At 64.8% G+C, this 26,180-nt stretch carries 27 protein-coding genes and 1 tRNA gene; 10 read left to right on the top strand and 18 right to left on the bottom strand.

Annotated features, from left to right (window positions below):
* Positions 1–83: 83 nt before the first annotated feature.
* Together otsB and U0025_RS10595 are read right to left on the bottom strand one after the other, a co-directional pair.
* A complete protein-coding gene (otsB, locus tag U0025_RS10600) occupies positions 84–848 on the bottom strand; it encodes a trehalose-phosphatase (RefSeq protein ID WP_004207347.1) in 765 nt (254 codons plus the stop codon).
* A gap of 61 nt (positions 849–909) precedes the next feature.
* Entirely contained in the window at positions 910–1,080 is a 171-nt protein-coding gene (locus U0025_RS10595; protein ID WP_004207346.1) for a hypothetical protein, read from the bottom strand.
* Between the two features lie 131 nt (positions 1,081–1,211).
* On the opposite strand from U0025_RS10595, the gene U0025_RS10590 reads away from it, so the two are divergent.
* The 4 genes from U0025_RS10590 (at position 1,212) to U0025_RS10575 (ending at position 6,624) form a co-directional block, all read left to right on the top strand.
* Positions 1,212–2,132, top strand: a complete 921-nt coding sequence (locus U0025_RS10590; protein ID WP_004207345.1) for a LysR substrate-binding domain-containing protein — start codon at positions 1,212–1,214, stop codon at positions 2,130–2,132.
* A gap of 39 nt (positions 2,133–2,171) precedes the next feature.
* The gene (locus tag U0025_RS10585) at positions 2,172–2,402 is read left to right on the top strand and encodes a type II toxin-antitoxin system CcdA family antitoxin (RefSeq protein WP_004207344.1); all 231 of its coding nucleotides are present in this window, start codon (positions 2,172–2,174) and stop codon (positions 2,400–2,402) included.
* Positions 2,403–2,473: 71 nt separating this feature from the next.
* Entirely contained in the window at positions 2,474–4,801 is a 2,328-nt protein-coding gene (parC, locus tag U0025_RS10580; protein ID WP_004207343.1) for a DNA topoisomerase IV subunit A, read from the top strand.
* 68 nt (positions 4,802–4,869) lie between these two features.
* A complete protein-coding gene (locus tag U0025_RS10575) occupies positions 4,870–6,624 on the top strand; it encodes a putative bifunctional diguanylate cyclase/phosphodiesterase (RefSeq protein WP_037490180.1) in 1,755 nt (584 codons plus the stop codon).
* Here U0025_RS10575 and U0025_RS10570 read toward each other — a convergent pair.
* From U0025_RS10570 to U0025_RS10555, 4 genes are read right to left on the bottom strand one after another with little or no spacing between them, the layout of a single operon-like run.
* Complete coding sequence (locus U0025_RS10570; protein WP_004207341.1) at positions 6,588–7,799, bottom strand: CCA tRNA nucleotidyltransferase; 1,212 nt, start codon at positions 7,797–7,799, stop codon at positions 6,588–6,590. The two genes, U0025_RS10575 and U0025_RS10570, sit on opposite strands and share 37 nt — an antisense overlap.
* Entirely contained in the window at positions 7,780–8,391 is a 612-nt protein-coding gene (locus tag U0025_RS10565; protein ID WP_004207340.1) for a CoA pyrophosphatase, read from the bottom strand. Before U0025_RS10565 ends, U0025_RS10570 begins: the two co-directional genes overlap by 20 nt.
* A complete protein-coding gene (locus U0025_RS10560) occupies positions 8,388–8,954 on the bottom strand; it encodes a DUF1285 domain-containing protein (RefSeq protein ID WP_004207339.1) in 567 nt (188 codons plus the stop codon). The genes U0025_RS10565 and U0025_RS10560 overlap by 4 nt, the downstream gene beginning before the upstream one ends.
* 51 nt (positions 8,955–9,005) lie before the next feature.
* A complete protein-coding gene (locus tag U0025_RS10555; protein ID WP_004207338.1) occupies positions 9,006–9,524 on the bottom strand; it encodes a GNAT family N-acetyltransferase in 519 nt (172 codons plus the stop codon).
* Positions 9,525–9,649: 125 nt separating this feature from the next.
* Between U0025_RS10555 and U0025_RS10550 the strand changes: the two genes are divergently transcribed.
* Positions 9,650–10,033 (top strand): dihydroneopterin aldolase, encoded by a 384-nt coding sequence (locus U0025_RS10550; RefSeq protein WP_004207337.1) that lies wholly within the window; start codon positions 9,650–9,652, stop codon positions 10,031–10,033.
* 61 nt (positions 10,034–10,094) lie between these two features.
* Here the strand turns inward: U0025_RS10550 and U0025_RS10545 are convergent, their stop codons facing one another.
* On the bottom strand, positions 10,095–11,042 hold the full coding sequence (locus U0025_RS10545) for an isopenicillin N synthase family dioxygenase (RefSeq protein ID WP_004207336.1): 948 nt from the start codon (positions 11,040–11,042) through the stop codon (positions 10,095–10,097).
* A gap of 98 nt (positions 11,043–11,140) precedes the next feature.
* On the opposite strand from U0025_RS10545, the gene U0025_RS10540 reads away from it, so the two are divergent.
* Positions 11,141–11,548, top strand: coding sequence for an EVE domain-containing protein (locus U0025_RS10540; protein ID WP_004207335.1), 408 nt, complete (start codon positions 11,141–11,143; stop codon positions 11,546–11,548).
* A gap of 149 nt (positions 11,549–11,697) precedes the next feature.
* Positions 11,698–11,988, top strand: coding sequence for a hypothetical protein (locus tag U0025_RS10535; protein WP_010337758.1), 291 nt, complete (start codon positions 11,698–11,700; stop codon positions 11,986–11,988).
* Between the two features lie 77 nt (positions 11,989–12,065).
* On the opposite strand, the gene U0025_RS10530 is transcribed toward U0025_RS10535, so the two are convergent.
* Positions 12,066–12,368 (bottom strand): glycine zipper 2TM domain-containing protein, encoded by a 303-nt coding sequence (locus tag U0025_RS10530; protein ID WP_004207333.1) that lies wholly within the window; start codon positions 12,366–12,368, stop codon positions 12,066–12,068.
* A 121-nt stretch (positions 12,369–12,489) separates the two neighbouring features.
* Between U0025_RS10530 and U0025_RS10525 the strand changes: the two genes are divergently transcribed.
* A complete protein-coding gene (locus tag U0025_RS10525) occupies positions 12,490–12,927 on the top strand; it encodes a cupin domain-containing protein (protein ID WP_004207332.1) in 438 nt (145 codons plus the stop codon).
* Positions 12,928–13,476: 549 nt separating this feature from the next.
* Here U0025_RS10525 and U0025_RS10520 read toward each other — a convergent pair.
* The 7 genes from U0025_RS10520 to U0025_RS10490 all read right to left on the bottom strand — a co-directional run bounded on the left by U0025_RS10520 (position 13,477) and on the right by U0025_RS10490 (position 22,274).
* Entirely contained in the window at positions 13,477–15,963 is a 2,487-nt protein-coding gene (locus U0025_RS10520; RefSeq protein ID WP_004207331.1) for a glycosyltransferase 61 family protein, read from the bottom strand.
* 147 nt (positions 15,964–16,110) lie between these two features.
* Positions 16,111–17,304, bottom strand: a complete 1,194-nt coding sequence (locus U0025_RS10515; protein ID WP_004207330.1) for a DUF1501 domain-containing protein — start codon at positions 17,302–17,304, stop codon at positions 16,111–16,113.
* A gap of 2 nt (positions 17,305–17,306) precedes the next feature.
* On the bottom strand, positions 17,307–18,653 hold the full coding sequence (locus tag U0025_RS10510) for a DUF1800 domain-containing protein (RefSeq protein WP_004207329.1): 1,347 nt from the start codon (positions 18,651–18,653) through the stop codon (positions 17,307–17,309).
* A gap of 146 nt (positions 18,654–18,799) precedes the next feature.
* A tRNA-Thr gene (locus tag U0025_RS10505) sits at positions 18,800–18,871 on the bottom strand.
* Positions 18,872–18,899: 28 nt separating this feature from the next.
* Positions 18,900–19,757 carry a hypothetical protein gene (locus U0025_RS10500; RefSeq protein WP_004207328.1) on the bottom strand — a complete coding sequence of 286 codons (858 nt, stop codon included), beginning with the start codon at positions 19,755–19,757 and terminating at the stop codon, positions 18,900–18,902.
* Positions 19,754–21,067, bottom strand: a complete 1,314-nt coding sequence (locus U0025_RS10495; RefSeq protein WP_004207327.1) for a replication-associated recombination protein A — start codon at positions 21,065–21,067, stop codon at positions 19,754–19,756. The genes U0025_RS10500 and U0025_RS10495 overlap by 4 nt, the downstream gene beginning before the upstream one ends.
* 28 nt (positions 21,068–21,095) lie before the next feature.
* A complete protein-coding gene (locus U0025_RS10490; protein ID WP_004207326.1) occupies positions 21,096–22,274 on the bottom strand; it encodes a glycosyltransferase family 4 protein in 1,179 nt (392 codons plus the stop codon).
* A gap of 123 nt (positions 22,275–22,397) precedes the next feature.
* Between U0025_RS10490 and U0025_RS10485 the strand changes: the two genes are divergently transcribed.
* Both U0025_RS10485 and U0025_RS10480 read left to right on the top strand, forming a co-directional pair.
* Positions 22,398–22,616, top strand: a complete 219-nt coding sequence (locus U0025_RS10485) for a hypervirulence associated TUDOR domain-containing protein (protein ID WP_004207325.1) — start codon at positions 22,398–22,400, stop codon at positions 22,614–22,616.
* A gap of 72 nt (positions 22,617–22,688) precedes the next feature.
* On the top strand, positions 22,689–23,342 hold the full coding sequence (locus tag U0025_RS10480; RefSeq protein WP_004207324.1) for an MOSC domain-containing protein: 654 nt from the start codon (positions 22,689–22,691) through the stop codon (positions 23,340–23,342).
* Positions 23,343–23,355: 13 nt separating this feature from the next.
* Here U0025_RS10480 and U0025_RS10475 read toward each other — a convergent pair whose 3' ends face one another.
* The 3 genes from U0025_RS10475 to U0025_RS10465 all read right to left on the bottom strand — a co-directional run bounded on the left by U0025_RS10475 (position 23,356) and on the right by U0025_RS10465 (position 26,157).
* Positions 23,356–23,982, bottom strand: coding sequence for a LysE family translocator (locus tag U0025_RS10475; protein WP_004207323.1), 627 nt, complete (start codon positions 23,980–23,982; stop codon positions 23,356–23,358).
* A 100-nt stretch (positions 23,983–24,082) separates the two neighbouring features.
* Entirely contained in the window at positions 24,083–24,547 is a 465-nt protein-coding gene (locus U0025_RS10470; protein ID WP_004207322.1) for a MaoC family dehydratase, read from the bottom strand.
* Positions 24,548–24,606: 59 nt separating this feature from the next.
* Positions 24,607–26,157, bottom strand: coding sequence for an alkaline phosphatase D family protein (locus U0025_RS10465; protein WP_004207321.1), 1,551 nt, complete (start codon positions 26,155–26,157; stop codon positions 24,607–24,609).
* Positions 26,158–26,180 lie beyond the last annotated feature (23 nt).

The raw sequence follows: 26,180 nt of genomic DNA, 5'->3' as shown, positions 1-26,180 counted from the left end.
ATCGCGCTCGTTTCCGGCCAGGATATGGTCGCTGGTATCGATGATGTTCGGCCCCCTTCGTTCATGCGAATGGTGGCCGCCGGTCAGATGATCGCGGCGACCCCCTGCGCCAGATAATGCCTGACGGCGGCAACCTGTTCCAAGCCGAAGGCCGCGTGCGTGTGCCGCGCGGGCCCGACCAATATGCCATGGCCGCCCAATTGCGCGGCGGCGGCGAAACCTTCCTCGTCCGTGACATCGTCGCCGATGAAGATCGGCGTGCCGCCGGCCATCGGCGCCTGCTGCATCAGGCGGGTGACGGCGCTGCCCTTGTCGGCGCCGCCGGGGCGCAGTTCGAACAGCATCTTGCCCGCCTGCACGGCAAGGCCATGTTCTTCTGCAAGCTGATGGGCGAGCAGGCCGGCGGCCTCGCCACAATCAGGGGCGCCACGGAAATGGAGGCCGACGCTGATCGACTTGCGTTCGACCAGCACGCCGGGACGGGTATCGGCAAAGATGTGAAAGGCCCGTTCGACCGCATCGATGGCGGGCGGGCGGGGCGGCGCATCCGGCGCCTCGCCGGGCGCGGCAAATTCAAGGCCGTGGGTGCCGGCGAGCAGGAAATCCTCAAAGCCGAATTCGCGCAGCGTGGCGATCGACCGGCCGCTGACGATGGCGAGGCGCCCGTCCAGCTTGCTCCGCAGCGCCGCCAGCAGGGCGAGCAGATCGTCATCGACATGCACCCCGTCGGGCGTGTCCGCAATCGGCGCCAATGTCCCGTCGAAATCGAGGAACAGGGCGGCGCCGGTCAGCAGCGCGGGCGAGGGAGCGGGAAGATCGGGCAGAGGGGGAAGAGCGGTTTCGGGCACGGCCTAAAGGTGGCGCCTGTACCAGAAACCGCAACCCCTGTTTTGCCCCTTGCCGGGATTTTCACGATTGGCAGGGGCGCTTGCATTGGCGTTCATCGGCCCAGGGTGCGCTCCATTCGATGCGGTGAAGCACCCGAAATGCCTGCATCACGCGATGCAGGAAATGGTCGGCACTCTTGCTGATTTCTTCATGGCTGTCGTTCCACAGCCGGGCGTCATATTGATCGCGCATCACTGTTCCTTCCGTCCATGATCATCGCCGGGCGCGGAGGGCCGCCGGCACCGCTGTCTCTGCCCGAACGGCACCCTTGGTGCCAACAAAAGCATGGACAGCATAGATAAGCCTGGCTTATCGAATGGCGCATGCCCCCGCTGCCGCCCCTGTCCGCCATTCGTGTGTTCGAGGCCGCCGCGCGGCTGGAGAATTTCACGGCCGCCGCGCAGGAACTGGGGATGACCCAGGCGGCGGTCAGCTATCAGGTGAAATTGCTGGAGGAGCGTCTGGGCATCAGCCTGTTCCAGCGAACCGGGCGCAAGGTGGCGCTGACCGAGAAGGGGCGCGAGATCGCGCCGATCCTGACCCGCGCCTTCGACCAGATGCGTCAGGGTTTTGCCGCACTGACCCAGGATCATTCGGCGGTGCTGAGCATAAGCTGCACCAACAGTTTCGCGCATCTCTGGCTGGCGCCGCGGATTGGCGCATTCCAGATGCGCCACCCGAACCTCGCCGTGCGGATCATGGCGGATGACGCGGTGATCGATCTGGCGCGCGACGGTATCGATCTGGCGGTGCGCGGCGGCAAGGGGGAATGGCCGGGGCTGGAGGCGAAGCTGCTGACCCATAACCGGCTGGTGCCGATGTGCAGTCCGGCCTGGCGCGACCGGCACGGGCCGATCGCCGATGCGCAGGCGCTCCACGCCCTACCGCGCCTGTCGCCCGACGACATGTGGTGGCATGAATGGTTCGCGGCGATGGGCGTGGAGGCCGACCCGGCCGATGGCCCGCCCGGCATCGCGCTCGACAGCCAGGTGATGGAGGGGCGCGCCGCGATCGCCGGGCAGGGGGTCGCCATCCTCAACCATTTCCTCTGGAAGGCGGAGGTGGAGGCCGGGCAACTGGTGGAGGCGGTGCCCTCCTATGTCCGCGAGATTGCCAGCTACTGGCTGGTCTATCCGCCCCACGCCCGCAACACGCCCAAGATCAAGGCCTTTCGCGACTGGATCAGCGCCGAGTTTGCTGCCGCCATCGCCGCCGACCCGGAGGCGCGTTTCTTGCCGCGTTGATCCATGGCATGATATCGTCCTGCAAAAGGTGATCGGCCAATGGATGACGATGAGTTCGCGGTAAGCGGGGCGCGGGTCGAAGCCGCGCGAGAGCGAAACCTGATTGCTGCTGCCGAAGAACTGGGGATGGATCTCAGTCTACGGTCCGAGCCCGGTTTCGTGGAGGAAGTTCGCCAGCGCTGGATGGAAGCCAATAGGGACGCGATGGAAAGTTGGAATGCGTATGTCGAGAAGCATGGCCTCCCGCTCGATAAATATCGAAATTTTTGATCGCGGCGCCCAGCCTCTGGGCTGAATAATTCTCGTTTCCGTTCACGTTCCGTCCTGCTAAGCCACTCCCGATGACCGATTTTCGCGACCCGTTCGACGCTATCAAGGACCATCCTTTCGACGCGGCGCTCTCGCAGCGCTATCTGGTGTATGCGCTCTCCACCATTACCGCGCGTTCGCTGCCGGACCTGCGCGACGGGCTGAAGCCGGTGCATCGGCGCCTGCTCTGGGCGATGCGGCTGTTGCGGATGGAGCCCGGTGGCGCGAACCCGGACGTGCTGGTCGCCAATCCGGCGCGCAACACCACCAGCTACAAGAAATGCGCTCGTGTCGTCGGCGACGTCATCGGTAAATATCACCCGCATGGCGACGCGTCGGTTTATGACGCGATGGTGCGCCTGGCGCAGGATTTCTCGCTGCGCACGCCGCTGGTCGATGGCCAGGGCAATTTCGGCAATATCGACGGCGATAATGCGGCGGCCATGCGCTATACCGAGGCGCGGCTGACCCAGGCGGCGGCCGACCTGATGGCGGGCCTGGACGAGGGCACGGTCGATTTCCGTCCAACCTATAATGGCGAGGATGAGGAGCCGGAGGTTTTTCCCGGCCTCTTCCCCAATTTGCTGGCCAATGGCGCCAGCGGCATCGCCGTCGGCATGGCGACCAGCATCCCGCCGCACAATGTCGGCGAACTGCTGGATGCCGCCACCCTGCTGATCGACAGCCCGGAGGCGGACGACGCCGCGCTGATGGAGATCGTCAAGGGGCCGGACTTCCCGACCGGCGGCGTGCTGGTCGATAATCAGGCGATCATTTCCGAAGCCTACCGCACCGGGCGCGGCTCCTTCCGCACCCGTGCCCGCTTCTCCACCGGCCGCAACGAGGATGGCAGCTGGGAAGCGGAGGGGATCGAGAAGCTGGCCGGCGGCACCTGGCAGCTGGTGATTTCCGAAATCCCCTATCAGGTGCAGAAGTCGAAGCTGATCGAGCAGATTGCGGCGCTGATCAACGACAAGAAGCTGCCGATCCTGGAAGATGTGCGCGACGAGAGCGATGAGGCGATCCGCATCGTCATCGTCCCCAAGAGCCGCAATGTCCCGGTCGATGTGCTCAAGGACAGCCTGTTCCGGCTGACCGACCTGGAAAATCGCTTTCCGCTCAACCTCAACGTGCTCGACGCCAGCCATACGCCGCGCGTGCTGGGGCTGCGCGCGGTGCTGGTCGAATGGCTCAAGCACCAGATCGAGGTGCTGGTCCGCCGGGCGCAGCACCGGCTGGAGAAGATCGCCGCGCGGCTGGAGCTGCTCGACGGCTATATCATCGCCTATCTCAACCTCGACCGGGTGATCGAGATCATCCGCACCGAGGATGAGCCCAAGCAGGTGATGATGGACGAATTCAGCCTGACCGACCGTCAGGCCGAGGCGATCCTCAACATGCGGCTGCGCAGCTTGCGCAAGCTGGAGGAAATGGAGCTGCGGCGCGAGCATGCCGAGCTGGTCAAGGAACAGGCGGAGCTGGAAAAGCTGGTCGAGAGCCCGGCCCGGCAGCGCACCCGGCTGAAGCGCGACATTGCCGACCTGCGCAAGCGCTATGGCCCAGACACGGTGATCGGCCGGCGCCGCACGCTGGTCGAGGAAGCCGGCCCGGCGCGCGAAATCCCGCTGGAAGCGATGATCGAGCGCGAGCCGGTGACGGTGATCCTGTCCGAACGCGGCTGGATCCGCGCGATGAGCGGGCATCGCGACCTGGCCGCCGCCGATACGCTGAAGTTCAAGGAAGGCGACGGGCCGCAATTCGCCTTCCACGCCTACACCACCGACAAGCTGCTGATGGCGACGTCGAGCGGGCGCATCTACACGCTGGGGGCGGACAAGCTGCCGGGCGGGCGTGGCTTTGGCGATCCGGTGCGGATGATGGTCGACATGGATGACCAGGGCGGCATCGTCGCGCTGATGCCGGCCAGGACGGGCGGGCAATTGCTGCTGGCTTCGTCCGACGGACGCGGCTTCCTGGCGGATGTGGCGGATATCCTGGCGGAGACGCGCAAGGGCAAGCAGGTGGTCAATGTCCGGACGGGCGCGAAGCTTGCCGTGGTGCATGCAGTCGATCCGGAGGCGGACAGCATTGCCGTCATCGGCGAGAACCGGAAGCTGCTGGTCTATTCGATCATCGAAATGCCCAAGATGGCGCGCGGGCAGGGGGTGCAGATGCAGCGCTATCGCGACGGCGGCCTGTCCGACGCGATCGCCTTCCGCCTGAGCGACGGGATCAGCTGGGCGATGGGCGGCGAGACCGGCCGGACCCGGACCGAAGCCGACATGACGCCATGGCGGGTCGCCCGCGGCGCCGCCGGTCGCATGCCACCGACAGGCTTCCCGCGCGACAACAAGTTTTGACGCAAATTCAGCACCATCGGCAGATGTTCGTTTCCCGAATATTTACCCTTGGCGGATAAGGCAGAGGCATGAAAGCCATGTCGGTGCGTAGCTGGCCCCCTGAACAGACCAGTGGCCTCCCCTTGCCCGGGGGGGATGACGCGCATCTGCCGCACATGATCGGAGCGAGCGAATGGCTCACCGCCCTGTCGCAGGCGGCGGCAATTTTAACATGTGAAAACAATGCGATAAACATTGTCGAGGCGAATGAGCCGTTCCTCAAGGCGTTCCGGGAACATCGCGAACGGACGGCCGCAACGGCCCAGGCATCGGCCGAATGGCGCGCGCGCGTGACCGGTTTTGCCCAGTCGGATCGCGATTCGGAAAGTTTCGAAATCCGCCGCGACGGCAAGCTTGGCCCTGAATATTTTCTCTGCACGCTCGGACGGCTGCGGGCCACCGGCGCGCGCACCGAACAATTTCTCTTCACCGCGATCGATCGCACGAGCGAGCGGACGATGGAGAAGAATTTGCGGCGCGAGCTGCTTTCGGACGGCCTGACCGCACTGCCCAACCGCACCGGCTTCGGCGAGGAGATTGACGATCGGCTGGCCAATGGCAGCTGGCCGGACAATGCCCAGTTCGGCATCATCGCGATCGATCTCAGCCGGTTCAGCCGGGTGAATGAATCGCTGGGTCCGATGGCCGGTGACGAACTGCTGATCACGGTCGCCAAGCGGCTCAAATCCTGCCTGCGTCAGGGCGATGTGCTGGCCCGCATTGGCGGCAATGACTTTGCCATTTTTGCACGCTTGAACAACGGCTTGTCTGACTCTCTTCAGATCGTTCAGAGGATCAGGGAGGCGCTGAGTTCGCCGATCAGGCTGTCCGACCTGCAGATCCGCGTCGATTGCGCCATCGGCTGCGCCCTGTCGACGCATCTGGAGGATGATCCGGATGATGTCGTCCGCAAGGCGCAGGCGGCGGTCAAGATCGCCAAGCGCACCGGCAAGGTCGAGATTTATCGCAATGGCGTGCTCAAGGAAGCACAGCGCCGCTTTTCGATCGAGAGCCGGCTGCGTGATGCGCTGGCCCATGGCGGGCTGACCCTGGCCTATCAGCCGCTGATCCATCTCCAGACCGGCGAAATTACGGGTTTCGAGGCGCTGGCGCGTTGGGATGACCCGGAACTGGGCCATGTCTCGCCGGTCGAGTTCGTGCCGGTCGCGGAAGAGAGCGGTCTCATCACCCCGCTCGGCCGCTGGGCCGCCTATGAAGCGGCGCAGGCGCTGAGCCGCTGGGACGCGAAATTCGGCCAGGCCCTGCCGGTCGGCGTCAACGTCAACCTGTCGCCGATCCAGATGGCGCGCGACGATGTCGCATCGATGTTCGAGGAAGCGCTGCGCTATTCGGGCATTGGCGGCCATCGCCTGACTGCCGAACTGACCGAAAGCGCGATCATTGCCGATCCGGACAAGGCGCGCAAATTGCTGTTCGCGCTCAAGGATCTGCAGATGCCGATCGCGATGGACGATTTCGGCACCGGCTTCTCCAACCTGGCGAGCCTGCACAGCCTGCCGATCGACATCCTCAAAATCGATCGAAGTTTCGTGTCCAACATGCTGGAAGACCACGATAAAGCTGTGATCGTCCGCACCATATTGTCGCTAGCCGAATCGCTCAATCTGCGGGTCACGGCCGAGGGTATCGAAACCCAGGAACTGGCCGACATGCTGCAGAAGATGGGCTGCTGGCAGGGGCAGGGCTATTATTTCGCCCGCCCGATGAGCGAAGCCGATGCCTTCGACTATTGGCGCGTGCGCTGGAATTTCGAGACGATCTGATCGGCGATTTCGCCGACCCGGTCGGCGTCGGGGAAATCCTCCGCGACCCATGATTTCTGCACTTCCTGCAAGGCACGGGCGACGTCCGGGCCGGGCTGAAGGCCGCGCGCGATCAGCGCGCCGCCGCCGATCGGCAGGCTGGGCGGGGTCCAGCCGTCGAGCGGGACCAGTGCCGACAGGGGCGCGGCAGGATCGAGCAGGATGCGGTCGATCGCGCCTTCCACGCCGACCCGGTGCGCCAGCGCGCGCGGGCCTTCTGGGGCAGAGGCGGTTTCGAGCGCGGTGATCAGCCGCTTGCGCGCCTTGTTGGAGAGTTTGAGCCGTGCGCCGATCTGGTCCGCCAGCGCCGCGTCGGCCGGCACCAGCGCGGCCAGTCGGCGTAGCGCCGATGGTGCCATGCTCGCCTCATTCTCCCGCGCAATCAGCTTCGCCAGTCGGTCGATGCCTTCGTGCGTGATTTCGGGCAGCACCGGCAGCCAGATGCCGCCGTCCACCATCAGCCGCAGCGCAGGCACGGGATCGCGCACCACCAGCAATTTGAGCAGTTCGTCGGCGATCCGCTCGCGTGACAGCGCCATCAGGCTGTTGGCCGCGGCGACGCACGCATCATAGGCCGATGCGTCAACTTCGTTGTCGCCATAGCGGGCCAGGAAACGGAAATAGCGCAGGATGCGCAGATGATCCTCGGCGATCCGCGCGCTGGCATCGCCGATGAAGCGCAGGTGCCGTGCATCGAGATCGGCCACGCCGCCGAAATAGTCGCTGATCGCGCCGGTCAGCGGATCGGCATAGAGGGCGTTGAAGGTGAAGTCGCGCCGGGCGGCATCCTGCTGCCAGTCATCGGTATAGGCGATGGTGGCGCGGCGGCCGTCGGTGCTGACGTCGCGGCGCAGCGTGGTGATCTCGACCGGCCCGTCGGGCAGCACGGCGGTGATCGTGCCATGCTCGATCCCGGTCGGCACCGCCTTGATCCCGGCCGCCTTCAGCCGATCGACCACATCCTGCGGCATCAGGCTGGTGGCGATGTCGAGATCATTGACCGGCAGGCCAAGCAGCCCGTCGCGCACCGCGCCGCCGACATAGCGGGCACGGCCCTGGTCGGCGTCGAGTGCGGCGAGAAGGCCGGAAAGGCCGGAACGGTGGCGCCACGGGGCGTCAGGAAGAATGCGGGTCATGGCCGAGCCTGCGGGAAAGATTGGCGAGGATGGCAGCGGTCACGCCCCAGATGCGGCGGCCCTGCCAGTCGATTTCATAATATTGCCGCTCGATGCCTTCGAACATCAGGCTGCGGCGCACCCGATTGGCCGGATCGAGCGCATAGTCAAGCGGCAGTTCGAACCAGTCGGCCACTTCGCCCGGTTGGGCGCGCAGCGGCAGGTCGGGCGGGATGACACCCAGGACCGGCACGATGTCGAAGCCGGTGAAGGTATGATAGCGGTCCGACGTGCCGATGATGTCGACCCGGTCGGAGGGGAGGGCGATTTCCTCGCGGGCCTCGCGCAGCGCGCCGGCAATCTCGTCGGCATCGTCGGGGTCGACCCGGCCGCCGGGAAAGGCGACTTGCCCCGCATGCTTGCGCAGCTTTTCGGAGCGCTGGGTCAGGATCAGGCCGGGATTGGCCCGATCGGTGATCGCGACCAGCACGGCGGCCGGCGCCAGCGCCATGTCGCCGACGATGCGGGGATCGCGGGTTTCGGACGGAAGTAACTGGATGTCGCGGCTATGCCCGTCGATCAGTGCGGCGCGCAGCCGCTCGGCCAGCGTCATGCCGCGCCGTCCAGCGGAAAGAAGCGGCCTTCGCTCCACAGGCCGACCCGCTCGCCTTCTTCATCCAGGGCCAGGTTCATCAGTTCATAATAGACGCTGCGCACGATCAGCGCGTCGAGCCCGGCACGGACATGGAGATAGGGATGGGGGCCATCATCCTTCTCGCGCAGGGTCAGCGCATGGTTGGGACCGGCCGGCACCAGTTCGCCGGTGTTGAGCCGGAAGGCGAGGTTCCGGCTGGCGCCTTCGCCCTCGCTCTTGAGTTCGACCGCAACGAAGGGAGCATCCTCGACCGCGATGCTCAGCTTCTCGACCGGGGTGACGAGCACATAGGCGCCGTCGCCCTCACGCCGCAATATGGTGGAAAAGAGCCGCACCATCGCTTCGCGCCCGATCGGCGATTCCTGATGGAACCAGGTGCCGTCGCGCGCGATCCGCATCTCGCTGTCGCCGCAATGGTCGGGATTCCATTTCTCGACCGGCGGCAGGCGCTTTTCGGCGGCAAGGCGGGCAATGTCGGCGAGCGACAGGTCGGTAAGGTCGGGCAGGGGCTCCATCGGCATGGAAAGCAGATAGGAGCGGCCGGCCCGCTTGGCAAAGGTCTTTCGGTCGGGTCAGGCGGTAACGGTGATTCGCGGCGACAGCATGCCGGTTCCGCCGACCGGGCGGCCATCGACCGACAAGGCGAGCAGGCGCCGGGGCTCGAACGGGCCGGGGCAATCCCAGCCGGCGGTGCCGTCGGCGGCGAAGCCCCAGAAGCGGCCATAATATTCCGGATCGCCGATCATCATCAGCGGTTCGCAGGCCTGGGCGCGGGCGGCGGCGACCACTGCATCCATCATCGCGCGGCCGTGGCCGCCCTTCTGATGCGCCGGCGCAACCGCGACCGGGCCGACCATGATCAGCGGCAATTGGCTGCCATCCTCGTGAGTTAGCGCCACCGGCCAGCTTTGCAGCGATCCGATCAGGTCGCCCTTTTCGTCCAGCACCGCGAAGGACAAGGCGGGCAGCCAGGGCATGCCGTCACGGATCAGATAGGCGGTGCGGCCGTGCCGGTCGGGACCGAAGGCGGCGTCCAGCAGGCCCTCGATCGCGTCCGCGGGCTGGCTGTCGAGGGGAAGAATTGCTGACATGTCTTGCCGATCCGCCATCAATGGCGCATGGACCGCGCCGGAAGCGGCGGGCCTATAGCGTCCATGCCGCAAAAGGAAAGATCAAACTGGACCCGCGCCCTTCGCGCGACCGGACATGGCGAGCTATGGACAGCATTTTTGACGATTATCTGACGCTGGAGGTCAACAACCTGCACGTCGACGTATTGACCGGCATCTATTCGGAAGAGACGCATCTGCCTCAGCCGCTGCGCATCTCGATCCGGGCCAAGCTGCGGATTGCGGACCATTATGATCCCGATACGCCGCTCAGCGAATCGAAAAATTACATGGACCTCAAGCATGCCGCGTCGACCGCGCTGCCCGAGGGGCTGCATTTCACCCTGATCGAGGGCGTGGCCGACCATATCATCGAGACCATCTTCCTGCAGGACGACAAGGTCCGCCATGTCGAGGTGAAGATCGTCAAGCTGGCGCTGAGCGAGCGGGGCGAGGAAATCGGCATCACTCTCGGCCGCGGCCGGAAATAAGTGCCGCTGACGACGGAAATATAAAGGCCCGCCGCTGCCGGATGCAGCGGCGGGCCTTTTCTTATGCCTTCTTGATCAGGCCGATCTCGATCAGCCGCTCGGTCAGATAATCATGCGCACTGATCGGCTCTTCGCGGCGCGGATTGTCCGGCGTCACGCATTGCGGCAGCGCGTCGATCATGAAGTCGGGGCGCAGATGCAGGAAGAAGGGCATGGAATAGCGCGAATGGCCGCGCCGTTCCGGCGGCGGGTTGACGACGCGGTGGCTGGTCGAGGGCAGCACATGGTTGGTCAGCCGCTGCAGCATGTCGCCGACATTGATCGCGAGCGCGCCCGGCGGCGGCACGACCGGTAGCCAATTGCCGTCGCGATCCTTCAGTTCCAGCCCGCCTTCCTCGGCGCCCAGCAGCAGGGTGATGAGGTTGATATCCTCATGCGCGCCGGCACGGATGCCCGGTGCTTCCGGCGACACCGGCGGATAATGGAGCAGGCGCAGGATCGAGTTGCCATCCTTGATGGGGCCGTCGAACCAGCGTTCGGGCAGGCCCAGATAGAGGGCGATCGCCGACAGCAGTTCCGCGCCGACCCGGTCGAACTCGGCATAGAGCGGCGCGAACACGTCGCGAAACGCCGGCATTTCGGTCGGCCAGACATTGGGCGGCATGGTTTCGGCAAGCGGATCGCCCGGCGCAAGGTCGCGGCCGACATGCCAGAATTCCTTGAGGTCATTCTCGCTCGCGCCCTTGGCGATTTCCACGCCGAAAGCGGTGTAGCCGCGCTGGCCGCCATTGAACTTGGCATCATAGGCGCGCTTCATCTCGACCGGCTGGGCGAAGAATTCGCGGGCCAGCGCCCATCCCTTGTCGACCAGCGCCTGGTCCATGCCATGGTCCTTGACCATGGCGAAGCCGAAGCGTTGGAAGGAGCCGCCGAAGGCGGCGGCGAAATCGCCCTTGCTCATCTCTGCCATGGACAGGACGGGCACCTGGTCCAGCACGGATTGCGACACGTATGTTCTCCAGATCGATTTGCTTGCGGATGATATAGCGATCAGCCGCGCTGGTTCCCATCCTTGATCGTCCTTGGCGCCTGATGCAAGGATGCGGCATGAACTACTGGCTGATGAAATCGGAACCCGACGTCTTTTCCTATGCCGACCTGGTCAAGAAGGGGAAGGCGGAATGGGACGGGGTGCGCAACCACGCGGCCCAACTGCATATGAAGGCGATGCGCAAGGGCGACCTGGCCTTCTTCTATCACAGCAATATCGGCGTCGAGGCGGTCGGCATCATGGAGATCGTCGAGGAAGCGGCGCCGGACAGCACCGACGAGACCGGCAAGTGGATCGCGGTACATGTTGCGCCGCACAAGAAACTGGATCGCCCGGTGACGCTGAAGACGATGAAGGCGGACCCGGCATTGGCCGACATGGTGATGTTGCGGCAATCGCGCCTGTCCGTCGCGCCGCTGACGCCGCAGCAGTTCGAGCATATTGTCGCCTTGTCAAAGGCTTAGAAAAACGAGACAATCTCGATTGCGTTCCGCGCAACTGGAACGCCGTTTTTTGCGATTGTATGAGTTTTTGCGCTGCAACATATGGGTGGCAACAGAACAGAATGTCCAAGAGGTGTTTGAGGGCATTCACAAGGAGCACACCCATGCGAATGCTGTCCAAGTTTGTTGTCGCCGGCGCCCTGAGCGCCATCGTTGCCGTCGCTGCCCCCGCCAATGCGCAGGATGCCGCCAAGCAGCGCTTCACCCACGAAGGCTACACCTACGTCTATGACGTCAAGGATACCAAGACCGGAAAGGTGATCTCGGGTCGTCGTTACCCGGACGCCGTCGCCTTCAACCTGCAGGTCAAGGGTGACAAGGTTTCGGGCGTCTCGGGCGGCCAGACCGTGTCGTTCAAGGTCGATGACGCGCGCGGCGCGGCTTCGGGCGCGACCAACTAAGCCATTTGGCTTCGGCCATCAAAAAGGGCGGCTTCCCGATGGGAAGCCGCCCTTTTTCGTTGTCCTTGACGACGGGATCAGCGGCAGCGACGCTTGCTGTCGATTTCCTTGCCGAGCAGCGCGCCGCCGGCAGCGCCGAGGATCGTGCCAGTCGCACGGTCGCCGCGGGTGTCGATCGCGCGGCCGACCAGCGCACCGCCGACACCGCCGATGATCAGGCCGGTCGTGCCGTCGGACTTGCGGCAATAGGTGCGACCGTCGCGACCGCGCCATTCCTTGTAACGATAATGTTTGCGGGCCTGTGCGCCGTCCGTGGGAACGGCCATCGACACGGGAATGGCCAGCGACAGGGCGGCCATGGCCATAAGGGCGTTACGCATGAAATCTCCTCCGAATTGCGTTGTCAGCCGATTGAACCCCTGCCTATTGACCTAGGTTGCATGAACCTCTGACAACGGCATAAGTTTTTGTTTCAGCGGAAATTAAATTTGAGGTGAAGCGATGAACGCAGGCGACGGGCAGGATGCTGCCGCACTGATCCGGGCGCTCGACCTGGCCCCGCATCCCGAAGGCGGCTGGTATCGCGAAACCTGGCGGGCAGAGGCGGCTGCGGGCCAGAGAGCGGCGGGCACCGCGATCCTGTTCCTGCTGGAGGCGCATCAGCGATCGCACTGGCATCGGGTCGATGCCGACGAGATGTGGTTCTGGCATGCGGGGGCACCGATCATCCTGGGCATTGCTCCGCCGCAGGGGCCGGCGGTCGATCATCACCTCGGCCCGGATATCGCCGCGGGACAGATGCCGCAACGCCTGGTCCCGGCGCATCATTGGCAGGCGGCGCGGCCGGTCGGCGGATGGGCGCTCGTCAGTTGCACGGTCACGCCGGGCTTCGACTTTGCGGGCTTCACGCTCGCGCCGCCCGATTGGGCGCCCGCCTGAAGCGCGCGGATTTCCGCCGATTTTCAGACTTATCCAAAGTTATCCACAGATTTGTGGCGCGGCCTGTCTTCAAACTGTCTGAATCCGCTTTGTGCGACTCGCGGATCGTGACAGCATCCTCTTATCGGGACAGTCGGCAAGGAGCGATCCAAAGCCGGAAAATCCAAGAGAAATCAAGGATTTTTTGCCCTGATGATCCGTTGGGAGCTGCCATGCGCGAGGATGGCAGGGACGATCGGATCCAAGCCTTTCAGGATGATGCCGGGTACGCGCGAAAGTGAACGTCGGGCTTCAAACGGAAGGATAGCAGAGGTGAACAGACCTTAGGGCTCGTTCTCCCGCGCGAAGATGTGGCAACACATCACATCGCCGGACCGGAAGGCGCAACCCGCAAGGGCATGTGGCCGAAAGGAACCGACGTTAGTGGGGGCCGACAGTGATGTCGGCCCCCATTTTGTTGGTGTGGAGGTCTGATGCTGGACCAATGCGGGCAATCGCATCCGATCATTCCACTCTCGCCCCTAGCTCTCCGATTCTGGCGGAAGAAGTCTACCGAACCTTGCTCGCAAGCAGATCGTCGAGAAAGGGGGGGAAGCGGCTTGTGTCGACCTGCCATTCATTGATCTGCGGCTGCTGGGGTTCCAGCCACGCCGTGTAATCCAGCCCCTTGAGGATCGACAGTCGAGCATAGTTGAACCGCAACTGGTAGGTTCCATCCTGGATGGGGAGCAGTTCGATCACCTGCGTACCTGGCTTTGCGAAGATCAGGTGCGACAGACCTGCGCCATGGGGGGACATGATCGTTTCGGCATTGTGCGAGATCGCGATCTGATGCCACAGCGGTAATGTCGCGAAATCGAGGATCTCGAAGCCCGCCGAACGCGCATGATCCTCGATATGGCTTTCGTTGAGCATCGGTCGCCGCGGGACGGCGCGACGAGAAATATAGACCCGGCGCGGCAGGATGACGTCCTGTTCTTTCGCCAGGGCAAGTGCGCGTTCGATGATCGGTGAGAAGACCGATTCCAGATGCTGCCAGCCGACCATGCCGCGGAAGCCCACACGCGACGTGATCAGTCGCTCGACCTTGACCGGCGCGCCAGCAACGACTTCGACAATGTCGTCGCTCAGCCCCAGCAGATCGAGCGATTGACGTTCGAAGCTGCCATTGCCGGCGTTGATCAGGATTGGCGGCACGGGCCGGCCCGCTGCCTTTTCGTCCATGATCCAGGCGAACATCGGCAGATAATCGACGAGCCAGTGATAGATGCCCCGCGATCCACGATTGGCGGCAAAGGCGATGTCGAACGAAGCCGCCGGTATGGGCGCAAAATTTTCGACCGGTGCCGAACGATAGACCAGGAAACTCCCATCCGTCCGCCAAACCTGACCGCGAGCATCGGTATAGACGTCGTGATATTCAAGTACGCCGGGCTGGCGGGGCGTCGTCATCTTAGCCTGAAACGCATCGGCCTCGGCGCGCAATTGCGCGGCATGATGGGCGGGGGTTGCCGGCGCGGCCTCCAGGCGAACGGAACCCCAGATATTTTGTGCCGGGGGCTTCTGAAAACGGAATTCCGTCGGGCGCGCCTGCATCGGTACGACTTTGGTCTGACCTTCCGTGCCGATCGTCTTGCGGAGCCTGTCGCGAAGATCGGGGGTGGAGACATTTACCAGGATCAGGCGCTTGACCCGGACAAAGGCATGGTGCGAGCGCAGGTCAACCTGTGGGATGAGGATGGAGGCAGCGAGTTCGGCATGGCCGCTGAGCGCGAGTTGACGGAGCATGGCGAACTTGATCGCGGGTTCGACCGGCAGGTCGATGGCATCATGCGCAAATGCTGCGATCGCGTCGGCCTCGCCGGACTGGATGAGCGCGGCCACGTGGATCAGGAGGAGTTGCGGCTGCGCGACCTGCAACTGGCGGTCGGACGAGGCTTGCTTCGCCGCGTCGTGCTGTCCGTCCCGGACATGGTCGCGGGCCAGAAATAGCGCGGCATTGGCTTTCTGGCGGAGCGCCTTTTCTGCCTCCGCAGCTTCGGCGGCCGCCCGCCGCTCCTTTTCCGGCGTGTCGAAGGGGAAGGCAGCGCGCAGGGCCGCCGTATTGATCGGTCGCGGCGGCAAGCGGCACTGTCTGGCGTCGAGCCAGTCCATGTCGGTAAAGCTTTCGGGGATGCCGATCGGGCCGTCTTCCAATCCCACCGAAGCCTTGTAATCGCGCATCTTGAACGAATCTTCGGCGTCTTCCTCCGGGGCGATGATGCGGGCCGACTGGCATGGCACACCATAGGCGTGGGAAACGATGACGCCGTGGAGCGATGTCGATACGATCTCTTCGCACGATATGATGTCGCGGATCACTCGCTCGATATCGGCGAAATCGGCGGCCAAGAGCGAGATCACCTTGACCTCGTGTGTCTTGCCAGCCTTTTCGAGCGCGTCGCGCAATTGCTGTTCCTGCAATACATGCGGGATGATGCCGATGCGATGGGTCTTCTCCACCTGTGGCGCGTAGATTTCTGGCAGCAGCACGGCGCCATCGCCATAAATTTCGGGAATGTCGCCACCCGATGCCAGCACGGCTTCGCGTGAGAGCGGGCCGCGCACGGCCGCCCAGACGGCATTGGCGGCCAGAGGATCACTTGCGCGCGGCATGCCCGATCCCCAGACCATCGTGCCCTTGCGCGCGAATTTGGCGATGCTGCCGATGCACAGGCCCTGCGATCGGTTGGCGGCTATCCAGCGCGGAATGATACCAAAGGCGTGCCAGAGCACATAGGGGGTTAATATGTCTCCGAAATTTCCGGGGAAGGGGCCTCGCATCCACCAGATGTTCGGCCGGAACCGATCGGGCACATCATGCTGGGCGGCCAGGTCATCCAGTTCCCAAAGCGCATCATAGCTGCGCAGCACCTGCTGCCAGGGGTTCCCATCCTCCTCCCGCAGTTCCTCCGCATAAGCCTGCGCGCCTTGGCGATCCTGCTTGCGCCAGAACGCCATCAGCCTTTTCGAAACGACCGATTCTTCCGCTTCCATCAATATTCCCCCCGTTATGATGCGGGTTTAGACGGCGTTATTCTGGACAACAAGAGGCGACGTTTGTGCTGCTGGTCCTGCTCGTCAATAAAAATGGAGGTGGTTAGTTTGTGGCTCTCAACCGGCCTGGAAAAGGTGCAGTAAAGGTCAGGTTTTTAACAGGTCTTTTATAGGGCTAACATCTGCGCTGTCGGGAAATATCCTGTCGTCCAGCAGCTTGGGTTCCATGCCGAAGCAATCGGCCAGTATGCCTTTCGCGACGGCGCGGATATCGATGGTCGGGCGCAGGTCGCGTCCCTGAAGCAGGGCAGGATCGCCGACGCCCGGCCAGTCGGCGATCACACGACCGCCTCGTACGGCGCCGCCGACGAGAAAGGCCGCGCCGCCCGTGCCGTGATCGGTTCCTTTCGTGCCGTTGAGCCGCGCGGTCCGCCCGAATTCGGTGACGAGCAGGACGGCGCAATCCTGCCAGACGGCGCCCAAGCCCTGGCGCAAATTGGCCAGACCTTGGTCCAGGCCGCTCAACTGGCCCGCCAGTCGACCTTCCTCCATCGCATGGGTATCCCAGCCATCATAGTTGAGCATGGCGATGCGGGGGCCATGGGGGCGGGTCATCAGCGCGGCGAGGGATGTCATCGCTGTAGGGAAGCCGGCAGGCGAATCCGCGGGCGCCTTGCGGCTTTGCATGCCCTGATCATTTGTGGCGCCGAGAAAGGCATCGACGCCAATGCCATTTTGCAGCGCCTGCGCCAGCCCAGGGTCGCGCGCGCTGTAGAGCGCAAGCAGTCGCTCGCACAGATCGGGATCTGCATAGGGCAGAACCTGTGGCTGCCAGCTTTCGACCGGTGCTGCGCCGCGCAGCAGCAGCGGAGTGGTCGCGGCCACTGCCACGGCGTCGGCGCGCTCCCCCTCGAGCATCGGAATGGCGGCCAGCGCGCGGTTGAGCCAGCCGCTGTCCGCGCCCAGCCCTTCGCGCGCCAGCCCGCTTTCCAGCACTTCCTGGCCGTCGAAATGCGACCGGCCTCGATAGGGAGAGGCGGTGGCGTGAAAGATGATGGCTTCCTTGCTGGCGACCATTGCGGCAAGGGTCTTGAGGGCGGGGTGGGCGTGGAACAGTCCATCGAGCGGGAGGGTGCCTGACTGGGCATGGCCGGGGCGCAGATCGGCAAAGGCCGGATCGCCGACCGGCATGATCGTGGCCAGCCCGTCCATGCCACCGCGCAGCATCACCACCACCAGACGGCGGTCGCGTCCGCCAGCCGCTATCGCCGCCCTGGGAATGAGCGCTGACCCGGCCAGTAATGCGGCCCCGGTCAGCATGTCTCTGCGATATAGATCCATGCCTATCTCCGTTGCACTTCGGGGCACATCAGCAACAGGGCAAGTGCCTGCTGCGGGGTTGCTGCACGGCGAAGAGTGGTGCCGGTCTCGTCGGTCAATAGCCAGCCGCCGGTGCCCTTCGCGATCGCACCGGTGTCCACCCGGTCGCCAAAACGCCGGCCCAGATCTGCGGCCCAGTCCAGTCGGCTCTTGATGCCGTCCGACAGCAGCCAGCTATTGTCGGCCTCTGGCCAGCCCTTGGGCGAGGGCGCCTGCAGCGAGGGTTGACCCATGGCGGTGAGGGCGCGCCCGACCTCCATCGGTTGCGGGACCGCACCGACGATGCCGGCGGCGATATGGAGCAGTTCGATCGGCGGCCGCAATTTGCCGAGCGGCGGCGTCCACATCGTGTCGAGCGACAACATGGTCGCTGTCAATGCGCGCAGATCGCCCTGCGACTGTTCGAAGCTGCGCGTCATCAGGGTCAGATCGTCCGGCCGCACGCTGTCGCCGGCGAAGGCGAGCAGCATGCGGCGGGACACATTGCGTGCGGTGGAGGGATGCGCGGCGAGCAGCGCCAAGGCCCGGCGGAGCTGGTCGGGGCCTTCGTCCGGCAGGCGCTGGCCCAGCAGCATCTTGCTGCCTGGCTGATGCTTGCGAGGATCGAAGACGACGGTGCCGCAATCGGGACTTTCAAGGTTCAGGTTGACGCCCCAGCCGGTCAATATGCCTGCCATGCTGATGACGTCAGCCTGATTATAGCCACCATCGGCGCCCAGCGTGTGCAGTTCCAGCAGTTCGCGGGCGAGATTTTCGTTCAGGCCGCGCGATTTTTTCCGGCCGACAATCGACTGAGGCCCGATCGAACCGGCATTGTCGAGGTAGAACAGCATGGCAGGATGCAAGGTGGCGGCCGTGAGAAGCTGTTCGAACCGGCCAGCGACATTGGGCCGGATCGCTTCGCGCATGAACGGCCCGACTGTCCAGCCAACCTTTCCCTTGACCGCGGCCACGGTGAAATAATTGGCCCAATGCAGCACCAGCCGCTCGCCGAAACCGAAATCGGGGCGTTGCGATGCGGATAATGTGGCCCAGAGTTCGACGGTCGGCGATGTCCGCAGGGCGGGCTTGGCATCGGCTGGTGCATCATCGTCCTGCCTGTTGCCGCGCCGCCGTTCCTTGCGGGCGCCGAGCATGTCGCGCAGGGCCTGGTCGGATGGCGGAAGGGCGCGCTTGCTGCTGATGGGGGCGGTTGCTGCTTTCAATCCGGGGGCGAGCAGGTCGGACCGGGCCGCAGGCATATCGCCGCCGCTCCAGGCGCCAAAACCCAGTCGGCTCAACCCGGCGGAAAAGTCATTGCCTGCAGCCATTATCCCAAATCCGCGGTGAGCCGTTTCGACGGCCAGTATAGCGCCGCCATTTGCGGCTGGCCATATAGCTGAGGTCGCAGGCGCTTATGGCGGGATTCGCGGGGAAAAGGGCCGGTGTCCGGGATAGGGCGCCCTGTCTTCGTCGGTGCCGGCTGAGGGGATCGAACCCCCGACCTTCGGTTTACAAAACCGCTGCACTACCGCTGTGCTAAGCCGGCGCACCCGACGGGCCGGACGCCCTTACTATCAGATCACGCCGAACGTCCAGCCCTCTGTGCGCGCAATTTCGTCGGTCAGGGGCAATGGTGCCCAAAGTGCCGGATTTTCTGCGCTTTCGCGCATCCAGGCGGCGGTCAGCAAGGCATCGGTCTGATGGTCGGTGGCGATCGGGCCGGCGTAAGGGGCGGTTGCGAACATGGTCAGCGCGTGATTGAGGGCGGCGAGATCGCGCATCTTGGTCCGGCCCTTCGGACGGCCGGCGGCGCGTGCGGCGATGCTGGTATAGATTTCGACGACCAGCGATCCGGTGGCAGGCAGCGGATCGAACGGCCAGACCGGCACATGCGGGCGGATCTGGTGGAGCAGGCGCATGCCGGCAAAGCTGGCCTTGGCCACCTGCGCCGCGCCGATCGCGTCATAGATGGTCGAGGGCTTGCCGCCGCCTCCGGCATTATAATGGGCTTCGCAGGCGCGGTTGTGCAAAAAGTCGGCCTTCATCCCATCGGTCTTGCCGAAATAGAAATGGCGACGATGGGTGGTTTCCAGCAGGCTGGCGGCGCCCAGATCCGGATCGTCGCAGACCGAATCGACATAGGCCCAGAAAGCGGGACCGTTCGTGGGCGTCGGATCGCCGGGCAGATAGGCGCCGCGCGCTATGAAGGGTGGGGCGAAGCTGAAGTCGAAGCCGAACAGGGTCGGTGCCTCGCGCGCCGTTGCGATCAGCCAGTCGGCGATCGCCTGGCGCGACCAGATGCCGCCCGGCGCCTCGACCAGTTCCGGCGCATCCTGACCGATGCCGCAGATGGCGACCGCTATCCCCTTGTGGCGCGTGCCCTTGGCGCCCGACCAGTCGATCGCGGCGAAGCGCGCGAACCGGGGCGTCACGCCGCGCCGCGTTCGGCGCGCAGCTTGTTCCAATAGGCAATGCGCTCGGCGATCCGCGCCTCGAACCCGCGCTCGGTCGGCGTGTAGAAGGTCTGCGGGCTCATCTCCGCTGGCCAGTAATTGGCGCCGGAAAAACCGCCCTCGGCATCATGGTCATATTGGTAATTCTTGCCATAGCCGACCTGCTTCATCAGCTTGGTGGGGGCATTGACGATGTTCATCGGCGGCATCAGGGACCCGGTTTCGCGCGCGGTGCGGAAGGCCGTCTTCATCGCCATATAGCCGGCGTTCGACTTGGGCGCGGTGGCGCAATAGATGCAGGCCTGAACGATCGCCAGTTCGCCTTCGGGCGAACCGAGAAATTCATAGGCGTCCTTGGCGGCGAGGCACTGCACCACTGCCTGCGGGTCGGCTAGGCCGATATCTTCAGTGGCGAAGCGGACGAGCCGGCGCAGCACATAGAGCGGTTCCTCGCCCGCGGTCAGCATGCGGGCGAGATAATAGAGCGCCGCCTGCGGATCGGAGCCGCGCAGCGATTTATGGAGGGCGGAGATGAGGTTGTAATGGCCTTCGCGATCCTTGTCATAGACCGCGACGCGGCGGTGGAGCAGGGCGGAGAGGCCCGCCGGGTCGAGCGGCGCGGGAATGTCGATCGAATAGAGAGTTTCGACCTGATTGAGCAGGAAGCGGCCGTCGCCGTCCGCGCTGGCCAGCAGCGCTTCACGCGCGGCCATATCCAGCGGCAACGGGCGGCCGATCAGCGCTTCGGCCCGGTCCAGCAATTGTTCGAGCGCGGCGGCATCGAGCCGGCGCAGGATCAGCACCTGCGCGCGGGACAGGAGCGCGGCGTTCAGTTCGAAGCTCGGGTTTTCCGTCGTGGCGCCGACCAGCGTGACCGTGCCATCCTCGACGAAGGGCAGGAAGCTGTCCTGCTGGGCGCGGTTGAAGCGGTGGATCTCGTCCACGAAGAGCAAGGTCTTTTCGCCGCGCCGGCCATGGTCCTTTGCGGCGGCAAACACCTTCTTGAGGTCGGCGACACCGGAAAAGACGGCCGAGATAGGCTCGAACCGCATGCCGACGGCATCGGCGAGCAGCCGCGATATCGTGGTCTTGCCGGTACCGGGCGGTCCCCAGAAGAGGAGAGACGACAGGCGGCCGGCCGCTACCATGCGGCCAATCGCGCCGTCCGGGCCGGTCAGATGCTCCTGGCCGACCACATCGGCCAGCACGGCCGGACGCAACCGATCGGCCAGCGGGGCATGGTCGATGCCGGCGGGAAGGACATCGTCGGAAGAGAAAAGATCAGCCATCGTCCCCGATATAGGTCGGCCGGGCCGATCAGGGAACAGGGCTGGAACGAATCTTGGCACCCTGGGCGCGCTGACGGATGATCCGCAAATAGGTATCGACCAGCGCCTGGTTCACCTGGTCCCAGCCGAAATGTTCGGCCTGCGCCTCGGCGGCGGCGCCTGCGCTGGCGCGGGCGGCGGCGTCGGTGCAGTAGATTTGCAGCGCATCGGCGAACTTGCCGATGGCGCCGGGGCGGATCAGCCGGCCGGTAATGCCTTCCTGGACCAGGTTTTCGCTGCCGGTGGCACGGGCCGCGACGGTGGGCAGGCGGCAGGCCATCGCCTCCAGCGTGACATTGCCGAACGTCTCGGTGACCGACGGGTTGAACAGCATGTCCATGCTGGCGACCGCGCGGCCGAGGTCGGCCCCGCCCTGGAAGCCGGTGAAGACGGCATCGGGCAGGCGGTTCTGGAACCATTCGCGGGCCGGCCCTTCGCCGACCACCAGCACCTTGTGTGGCACCTTGCGCGCGGTCAGCTGGTCGATCGTGTCGGAAAAGACGTCCAGCCCCTTCTCCATCACCTGACGGCCGATGAAGCCGATCACCGGCACATCGTCGGCAAAGCCGAGCGACCGGCGCCAGTCGAGATCGCGGCGCTGAGGGGTGAATATCTCGCGATCGATGCCACGGGTCCAGATGCCGACATCATAGCTCATCCGCTGCTCGCGCAGCAACTGGGCCATGGATTCCGACGGGGCGACGATGGCGTCGCAGCGGCGGTAGAAGCGGCGCAAAATGCCCTCGATCGCCGGCTCCAGGAAGGCGAGGCCATAATAGCGCGGATAGGTTTCGAACCGGGTATGGACCGAAGCGACGGCGGGCAGGTCATGATCGCGCGCCCAGGTCAGTGCCCGATGGCCGAGCGGATCGGGGCTCGACAGATGGATCATGTTGGGCGCGAACGCCTTCAAGTCCCGGCGCAGCGCGCGCGACAGGCGGGTAGGGATGCGATATTCCGGGCGGCCGGGCACGGGAATGGACGGCGCGCTGACCAGGTCGCCGGTCGGCGGAAAGGCGGGCGTATCGGTGGTCGGGGCATAGACGCGCACCTGCGCACCCTGACGCAGCAGATAGCCGACGAAGCGATTGAGCGCCTGGTTCGCGCCATCGCGCACATAATTATAATTGCCGCTGAACAGCGCGACACAAAGTCCGGTAACATCCATCGCGGCCCCTTAGACCAGACCGGCGAAAAACCCAAGGAACCAGAGCGGGTCTCGGGAATTTTGCTGAGGCTGACCGGGAAAGCCGGCCGGCATGATTGCCCCCGAAGGAGAGGATGTCTGCTGATGGCCGAGAGATTCCGCAAGGGAACACGGGTCAGGTGGAATTGGGGGCAGGGTGTCGGCCGGGGACGCATAGCAGAGCGGTTCGAGCGGCATGTGGAGCGGATGATCGCCGGCTCGCTGATCCGTCGTAACGGATCGCCGCGCGATCCCGCCTATCTGGTCCATACCGACAAGGGCGACCTGGTGCTCAAGCTGAGATCGGAACTGAGCGCCGCGTGACCGGCGATCGGGCAGGGCAAGCTGGCCGCAACTGGCCATCGTCATCGCGTTGCAGGCGTGGCATGGAGCGGCATGACCCAGCTTTTCATGACCATCGATGCGCTGCTGATCGGCATGCCCCGGCCCTTTCGCGATGACGAGCATAGCGCCATCGCCAAGCAGCCGGTCGCCGGCCCGATCCGCATCAACTGGCTGGGGTTCGCGGGCGACGGGGTGGCCGATACCGTTCATCATGGCGGCTGGGACAAGGCGATCCATCTCTATCCGCAGGACCATTATGGCTGGTGGCGCGATCGCAAGCCCGATCATCCACTGCTCGACGCGCCCGGCGCCTTTGGCGAGAATATCGCAAGCCGCGGCATGACCGAAAGCGACATCTGCCTGGGCGACCGGTTCAGTCTGGGCAGCGCGGTGGTGGAGGTGAGCCATGGCCGCCAGCCCTGCTGGAAGCTCGACCATCGTTTCGGTGCCCGCGACGTGATGGCGACGATCGTCAAGACCGCGCGCTGCGGCATCTATTTCCGGGTGATCCGCGAAGGTGAGGCGGAGGCCGGCACGCGGATGGGGTTGCTGGAGCGGCCCTTGCCCGACTGGAGCATCGAGCGGGTCTTTCGCCTGCTGATCGGCGGCGGGCACAAGGCCGATCCTGATGCGGTGCGCGCGCTGGCCGAGATGCCGCAACTGGCCGAAGCCTGGCGCGAACGGGCGCGCAAGCTGGCGGCGTGACGGCTGAGGCTGACTAGCGCTCCACCGCCATCCGCACGGCGAGGCCGCCCAGAACCGTGCCCATGAACCAGCGCTGGATCGTGAGCCAGCGCGGCCGGGTGCCGAGGAAGCCGGCGATCGATCCGGCGAGGCAGGCGATGATCGCGTTGACCGACAGGCTGATCGCGATCTGGGTCGCGCCGAGGATCAGCGATTGGCCAAGCACATGGCCGCGCGCCGGATCGACGAACTGGGGCAGCAGCGAGAGATAGATCATCGCTACCTTGGGATTGAGCAGATTGGTCAGCAGCCCCATGGCGAACAGCTTGCGCGGGCCATCGAGCGGCAATTGCTTCACCTGGAAAGGCGAACGGCCGCCGGGCCGCACCGCATTCCAGGCGAGCCACAGCAGATAGAGCGCGCCGCCCAGGCGCAGCACGTCATAGGCGAAGGGCACCGCCATCAGCAGCGCGGTGATGCCGAAGGCGGCGGCGACCATGTAGAAGAGGAAGCCGCAGGCGACGCCGAGCAGCGAGACCATGCCGGCGGCGCGCCCCTGGCTGATCGAGCGGGAGATCAGGTAGATCATGTTCGGACCCGGCGTCAGCACCATGCCGAGCGAGATGAGGGCGAAGGCGGCAAGATGCGCGGCGCTGGGCATGGCTGGGTTCCCCGGATGAGCGTTTGGCCTCGCCTAGGGGGGAATGATCCGCGCCGACAGGTCCGGGAGACTGCAATTGGCCACCCCGGATGGGGTGGCCTTATGCCGGGCGGGTGCGCCACATGGCGATCGGGCACATGGTCAGCACGGGTTCGTCCTTCTGGTTGTAGAGCGTCACCTTGTTGCGGACGATGCCCATTTCCGGGCGGCTCTGCGAAATCTTCTTGTCGATCACCTCATTGGTGCCGCGCAGCGTGTCGCCGGGGCGGACCGGGCGCAGCCAGCGCAGTTCATCGACGCCCATCGCGCCCAGGCTGGCCGCCTGGCGTCCGGGTTGCTTCCGCATTTCGGCGACGAACATCTTCATGAACAGGGCGGTGGTGTGCCAGCCGCTGGCCGAGATGGTGCGAAAATGGGTGGTGGCGGCGGCCTCGTCGGACAGATGGAAGGGCTGTGGGTCGAACTCCGCGGCAAAGGCGATCGTTTCCTCCCGCGACAGGGTCAGCGGCCCGAACGCGAAGCTGTCGCCTATCTCGATATCCTCGAAATAGAGAATGTCGTCCATCTATCCGTCTCCCATTGCAACGGACATGGTGTATGGGGGCTTTCCGTTTACGTCAACTGTCAGTTGATGCTCAACCCTGGCGCGGCGCGCGGCACGGTCATGGTCGCGCGGGTGCGGATATGGCCGCCCGGCGCCGATACCTGATCCATCACCATCGCCCGCGTCGTCCAGGCGTCGGCCGTCACTTCGCAGGTCAGATAGCCGCGCTGGTCGTTGATAAATTTGAGTTGCGGGTTGTTCTTTAGGATGATGTCGCTGCCCGGCCGCAGGTCCGATCCGTCGCCGCCCGAGGAGATGGAGGTCGACACAAACTCGACCGCGACCGGCTTTGTGCCGTCATCCAACAGGCCGGCGAAATTCTGATGCTCGTCGCCGGTTAGGACCACGACATTGTCCAGCCCCTTCATCCGGCCGAGCAGCCGCTGGCGCTGCGCCTTGTAGCCGGCCCAGGTGTCCATATTGTAGATCGGCTCTGCCGCGTCGGCACTGTTGCGGCGGTCGAGCGCCATCATCATCACCTGCTGGGCCAGGCAGTTCCACTTGGCGTCGCGGCGGGCGAGGTTGTGGGTCAGCCAGCCTTCCTCCTCGGCCGAAATGACCTGCGCCTGGGTGGCGGCCATTTCGGCGCAGGCCGGCTTGAAATTGTCGCCACAGGGCTGGTCGGTGCGGAAGGTGCGGGTGTCGAGGAAGTCGATCGACAACAGGTCGCCGAAGCGCGCCTGGCGATACATGGTGCCGATCATCTCGCTGCGGGGCGCCATCGCCGCGCGGACCGGCATATATTCATACCAGGCCTGCATGCCGGCGGCGCGACGCATGCGGAAGGCATCGGCCGGCGCGCCTTTGGCGTCGATGTCGCCGACCCAGTTGTTCGCGACCTCATGATCGTCGAAGGTCGGGAACCAGCTATGACGGCAGCGCGCCGCCTGCAGATCATAATCGCTCAGATATTGGGCGTAGCGCAGCCGATAGTCGGCAAGGTCGTAGCAATCCTGGCCGATATGGTCGCGCACCTGGGGGCCGGGCAGACCGTTCTTGTCATAGTCCGGGCCGCGCTGGCTATATTCATAGATGAAGTCGCCATAATGATAGACGAAGGCGAGATCGTCCTCGCGCGCCAGATGGCGGAAGGCGGTGAAAAGGCCGTCCTGGTAATTCTGGCAGCCCGCGACGCCGAATTTCAGCAGCTTGGGGCTGGCCGACGCCAGCGGCAGGGTGCGGGCGCGGCCGCGCGTCGACTGGTCATTGCCGAGCGCAAAGCGATACCAATAGGGCCGGTCGGGCTGAAGGCCGGTCACCTCGACATGGACGCTGTGGCCCAGTTCCGGCCGGGCGATCGCTTCGCCGCCGGCCACGATGGTCCTGAAGCGATCATCGGCCGCGACCTCCCATTTCACCGGGATCGGCGTCATCGGCATGCCGCCATGCGGCTCGAACGGGCGCGGCGCCAGCTTGGTCCAGATGACGAAGCCGTCGGGCGCCGGATCGCCCGATGTCACGCCCAAAGCGAAGGGATAGCCGGCGAACCAGCTCTGGGCGCGAAGGAGGGCGGGCGCGCCGGCGATCGGGGCGATGGCGGCGGCGGAGAGGAGCGAGCGGCGCGTGAACATGACGCGCCGCCTAGAACCGCTCT

Origin of the sequence: Sphingobium yanoikuyae (assembly GCF_034424525.1) — a bacterium.
GTDB classification, from domain to species: Bacteria; Pseudomonadota; Alphaproteobacteria; order Sphingomonadales; family Sphingomonadaceae; genus Sphingobium; species Sphingobium yanoikuyae.
Note: the sequence above shows the minus strand (reverse complement) of the source record. Positions and strands in the feature narration are given on the sequence as shown.

Bases quoted from the DNA above. Each gene is read 5' to 3' on its own strand.
- U0025_RS10595 (WP_004207346.1), bottom strand. From the start codon at position 1,080: ATGCGCGATCAATATGACGCCCGGCTGTGGAACGACAGCCATGAAGAA.
- U0025_RS10590 (WP_004207345.1), top strand. From the start codon at position 1,212: ATGCCCCCGCTGCCGCCCCTGTCCGCCATTCGTGTGTTCGAGGCCGCC.
- U0025_RS10585 (WP_004207344.1), top strand. From the start codon at position 2,172: ATGGATGACGATGAGTTCGCGGTAAGCGGGGCGCGGGTCGAAGCCGCG.
- parC (WP_004207343.1), top strand. From the start codon at position 2,474: ATGACCGATTTTCGCGACCCGTTCGACGCTATCAAGGACCATCCTTTC.
- U0025_RS10575 (WP_037490180.1), top strand. From the start codon at position 4,870: ATGAAAGCCATGTCGGTGCGTAGCTGGCCCCCTGAACAGACCAGTGGC.
- U0025_RS10570 (WP_004207341.1), bottom strand. From the start codon at position 7,799: ATGACCCGCATTCTTCCTGACGCCCCGTGGCGCCACCGTTCCGGCCTT.
- U0025_RS10565 (WP_004207340.1), bottom strand. From the start codon at position 8,391: ATGACGCTGGCCGAGCGGCTGCGCGCCGCACTGATCGACGGGCATAGC.
- U0025_RS10560 (WP_004207339.1), bottom strand. From the start codon at position 8,954: ATGCCGATGGAGCCCCTGCCCGACCTTACCGACCTGTCGCTCGCCGAC.
- U0025_RS10555 (WP_004207338.1), bottom strand. From the start codon at position 9,524: ATGTCAGCAATTCTTCCCCTCGACAGCCAGCCCGCGGACGCGATCGAG.
- U0025_RS10550 (WP_004207337.1), top strand. From the start codon at position 9,650: ATGGACAGCATTTTTGACGATTATCTGACGCTGGAGGTCAACAACCTG.
- U0025_RS10540 (WP_004207335.1), top strand. From the start codon at position 11,141: ATGAACTACTGGCTGATGAAATCGGAACCCGACGTCTTTTCCTATGCC.
- U0025_RS10535 (WP_010337758.1), top strand. From the start codon at position 11,698: ATGCTGTCCAAGTTTGTTGTCGCCGGCGCCCTGAGCGCCATCGTTGCC.
- U0025_RS10530 (WP_004207333.1), bottom strand. From the start codon at position 12,368: ATGCGTAACGCCCTTATGGCCATGGCCGCCCTGTCGCTGGCCATTCCC.
- U0025_RS10525 (WP_004207332.1), top strand. From the start codon at position 12,490: ATGAACGCAGGCGACGGGCAGGATGCTGCCGCACTGATCCGGGCGCTC.
- U0025_RS10520 (WP_004207331.1), bottom strand. From the start codon at position 15,963: ATGGAAGCGGAAGAATCGGTCGTTTCGAAAAGGCTGATGGCGTTCTGG.
- U0025_RS10515 (WP_004207330.1), bottom strand. From the start codon at position 17,304: ATGGATCTATATCGCAGAGACATGCTGACCGGGGCCGCATTACTGGCC.
- U0025_RS10510 (WP_004207329.1), bottom strand. From the start codon at position 18,653: ATGGCTGCAGGCAATGACTTTTCCGCCGGGTTGAGCCGACTGGGTTTT.
- U0025_RS10495 (WP_004207327.1), bottom strand. From the start codon at position 21,067: ATGGCTGATCTTTTCTCTTCCGACGATGTCCTTCCCGCCGGCATCGAC.
- U0025_RS10490 (WP_004207326.1), bottom strand. From the start codon at position 22,274: ATGGATGTTACCGGACTTTGTGTCGCGCTGTTCAGCGGCAATTATAAT.
- U0025_RS10485 (WP_004207325.1), top strand. From the start codon at position 22,398: ATGGCCGAGAGATTCCGCAAGGGAACACGGGTCAGGTGGAATTGGGGG.
- U0025_RS10480 (WP_004207324.1), top strand. From the start codon at position 22,689: ATGACCCAGCTTTTCATGACCATCGATGCGCTGCTGATCGGCATGCCC.
- U0025_RS10475 (WP_004207323.1), bottom strand. From the start codon at position 23,982: ATGCCCAGCGCCGCGCATCTTGCCGCCTTCGCCCTCATCTCGCTCGGC.
- U0025_RS10470 (WP_004207322.1), bottom strand. From the start codon at position 24,547: ATGGACGACATTCTCTATTTCGAGGATATCGAGATAGGCGACAGCTTC.
- U0025_RS10465 (WP_004207321.1), bottom strand. From the start codon at position 26,157: ATGTTCACGCGCCGCTCGCTCCTCTCCGCCGCCGCCATCGCCCCGATC.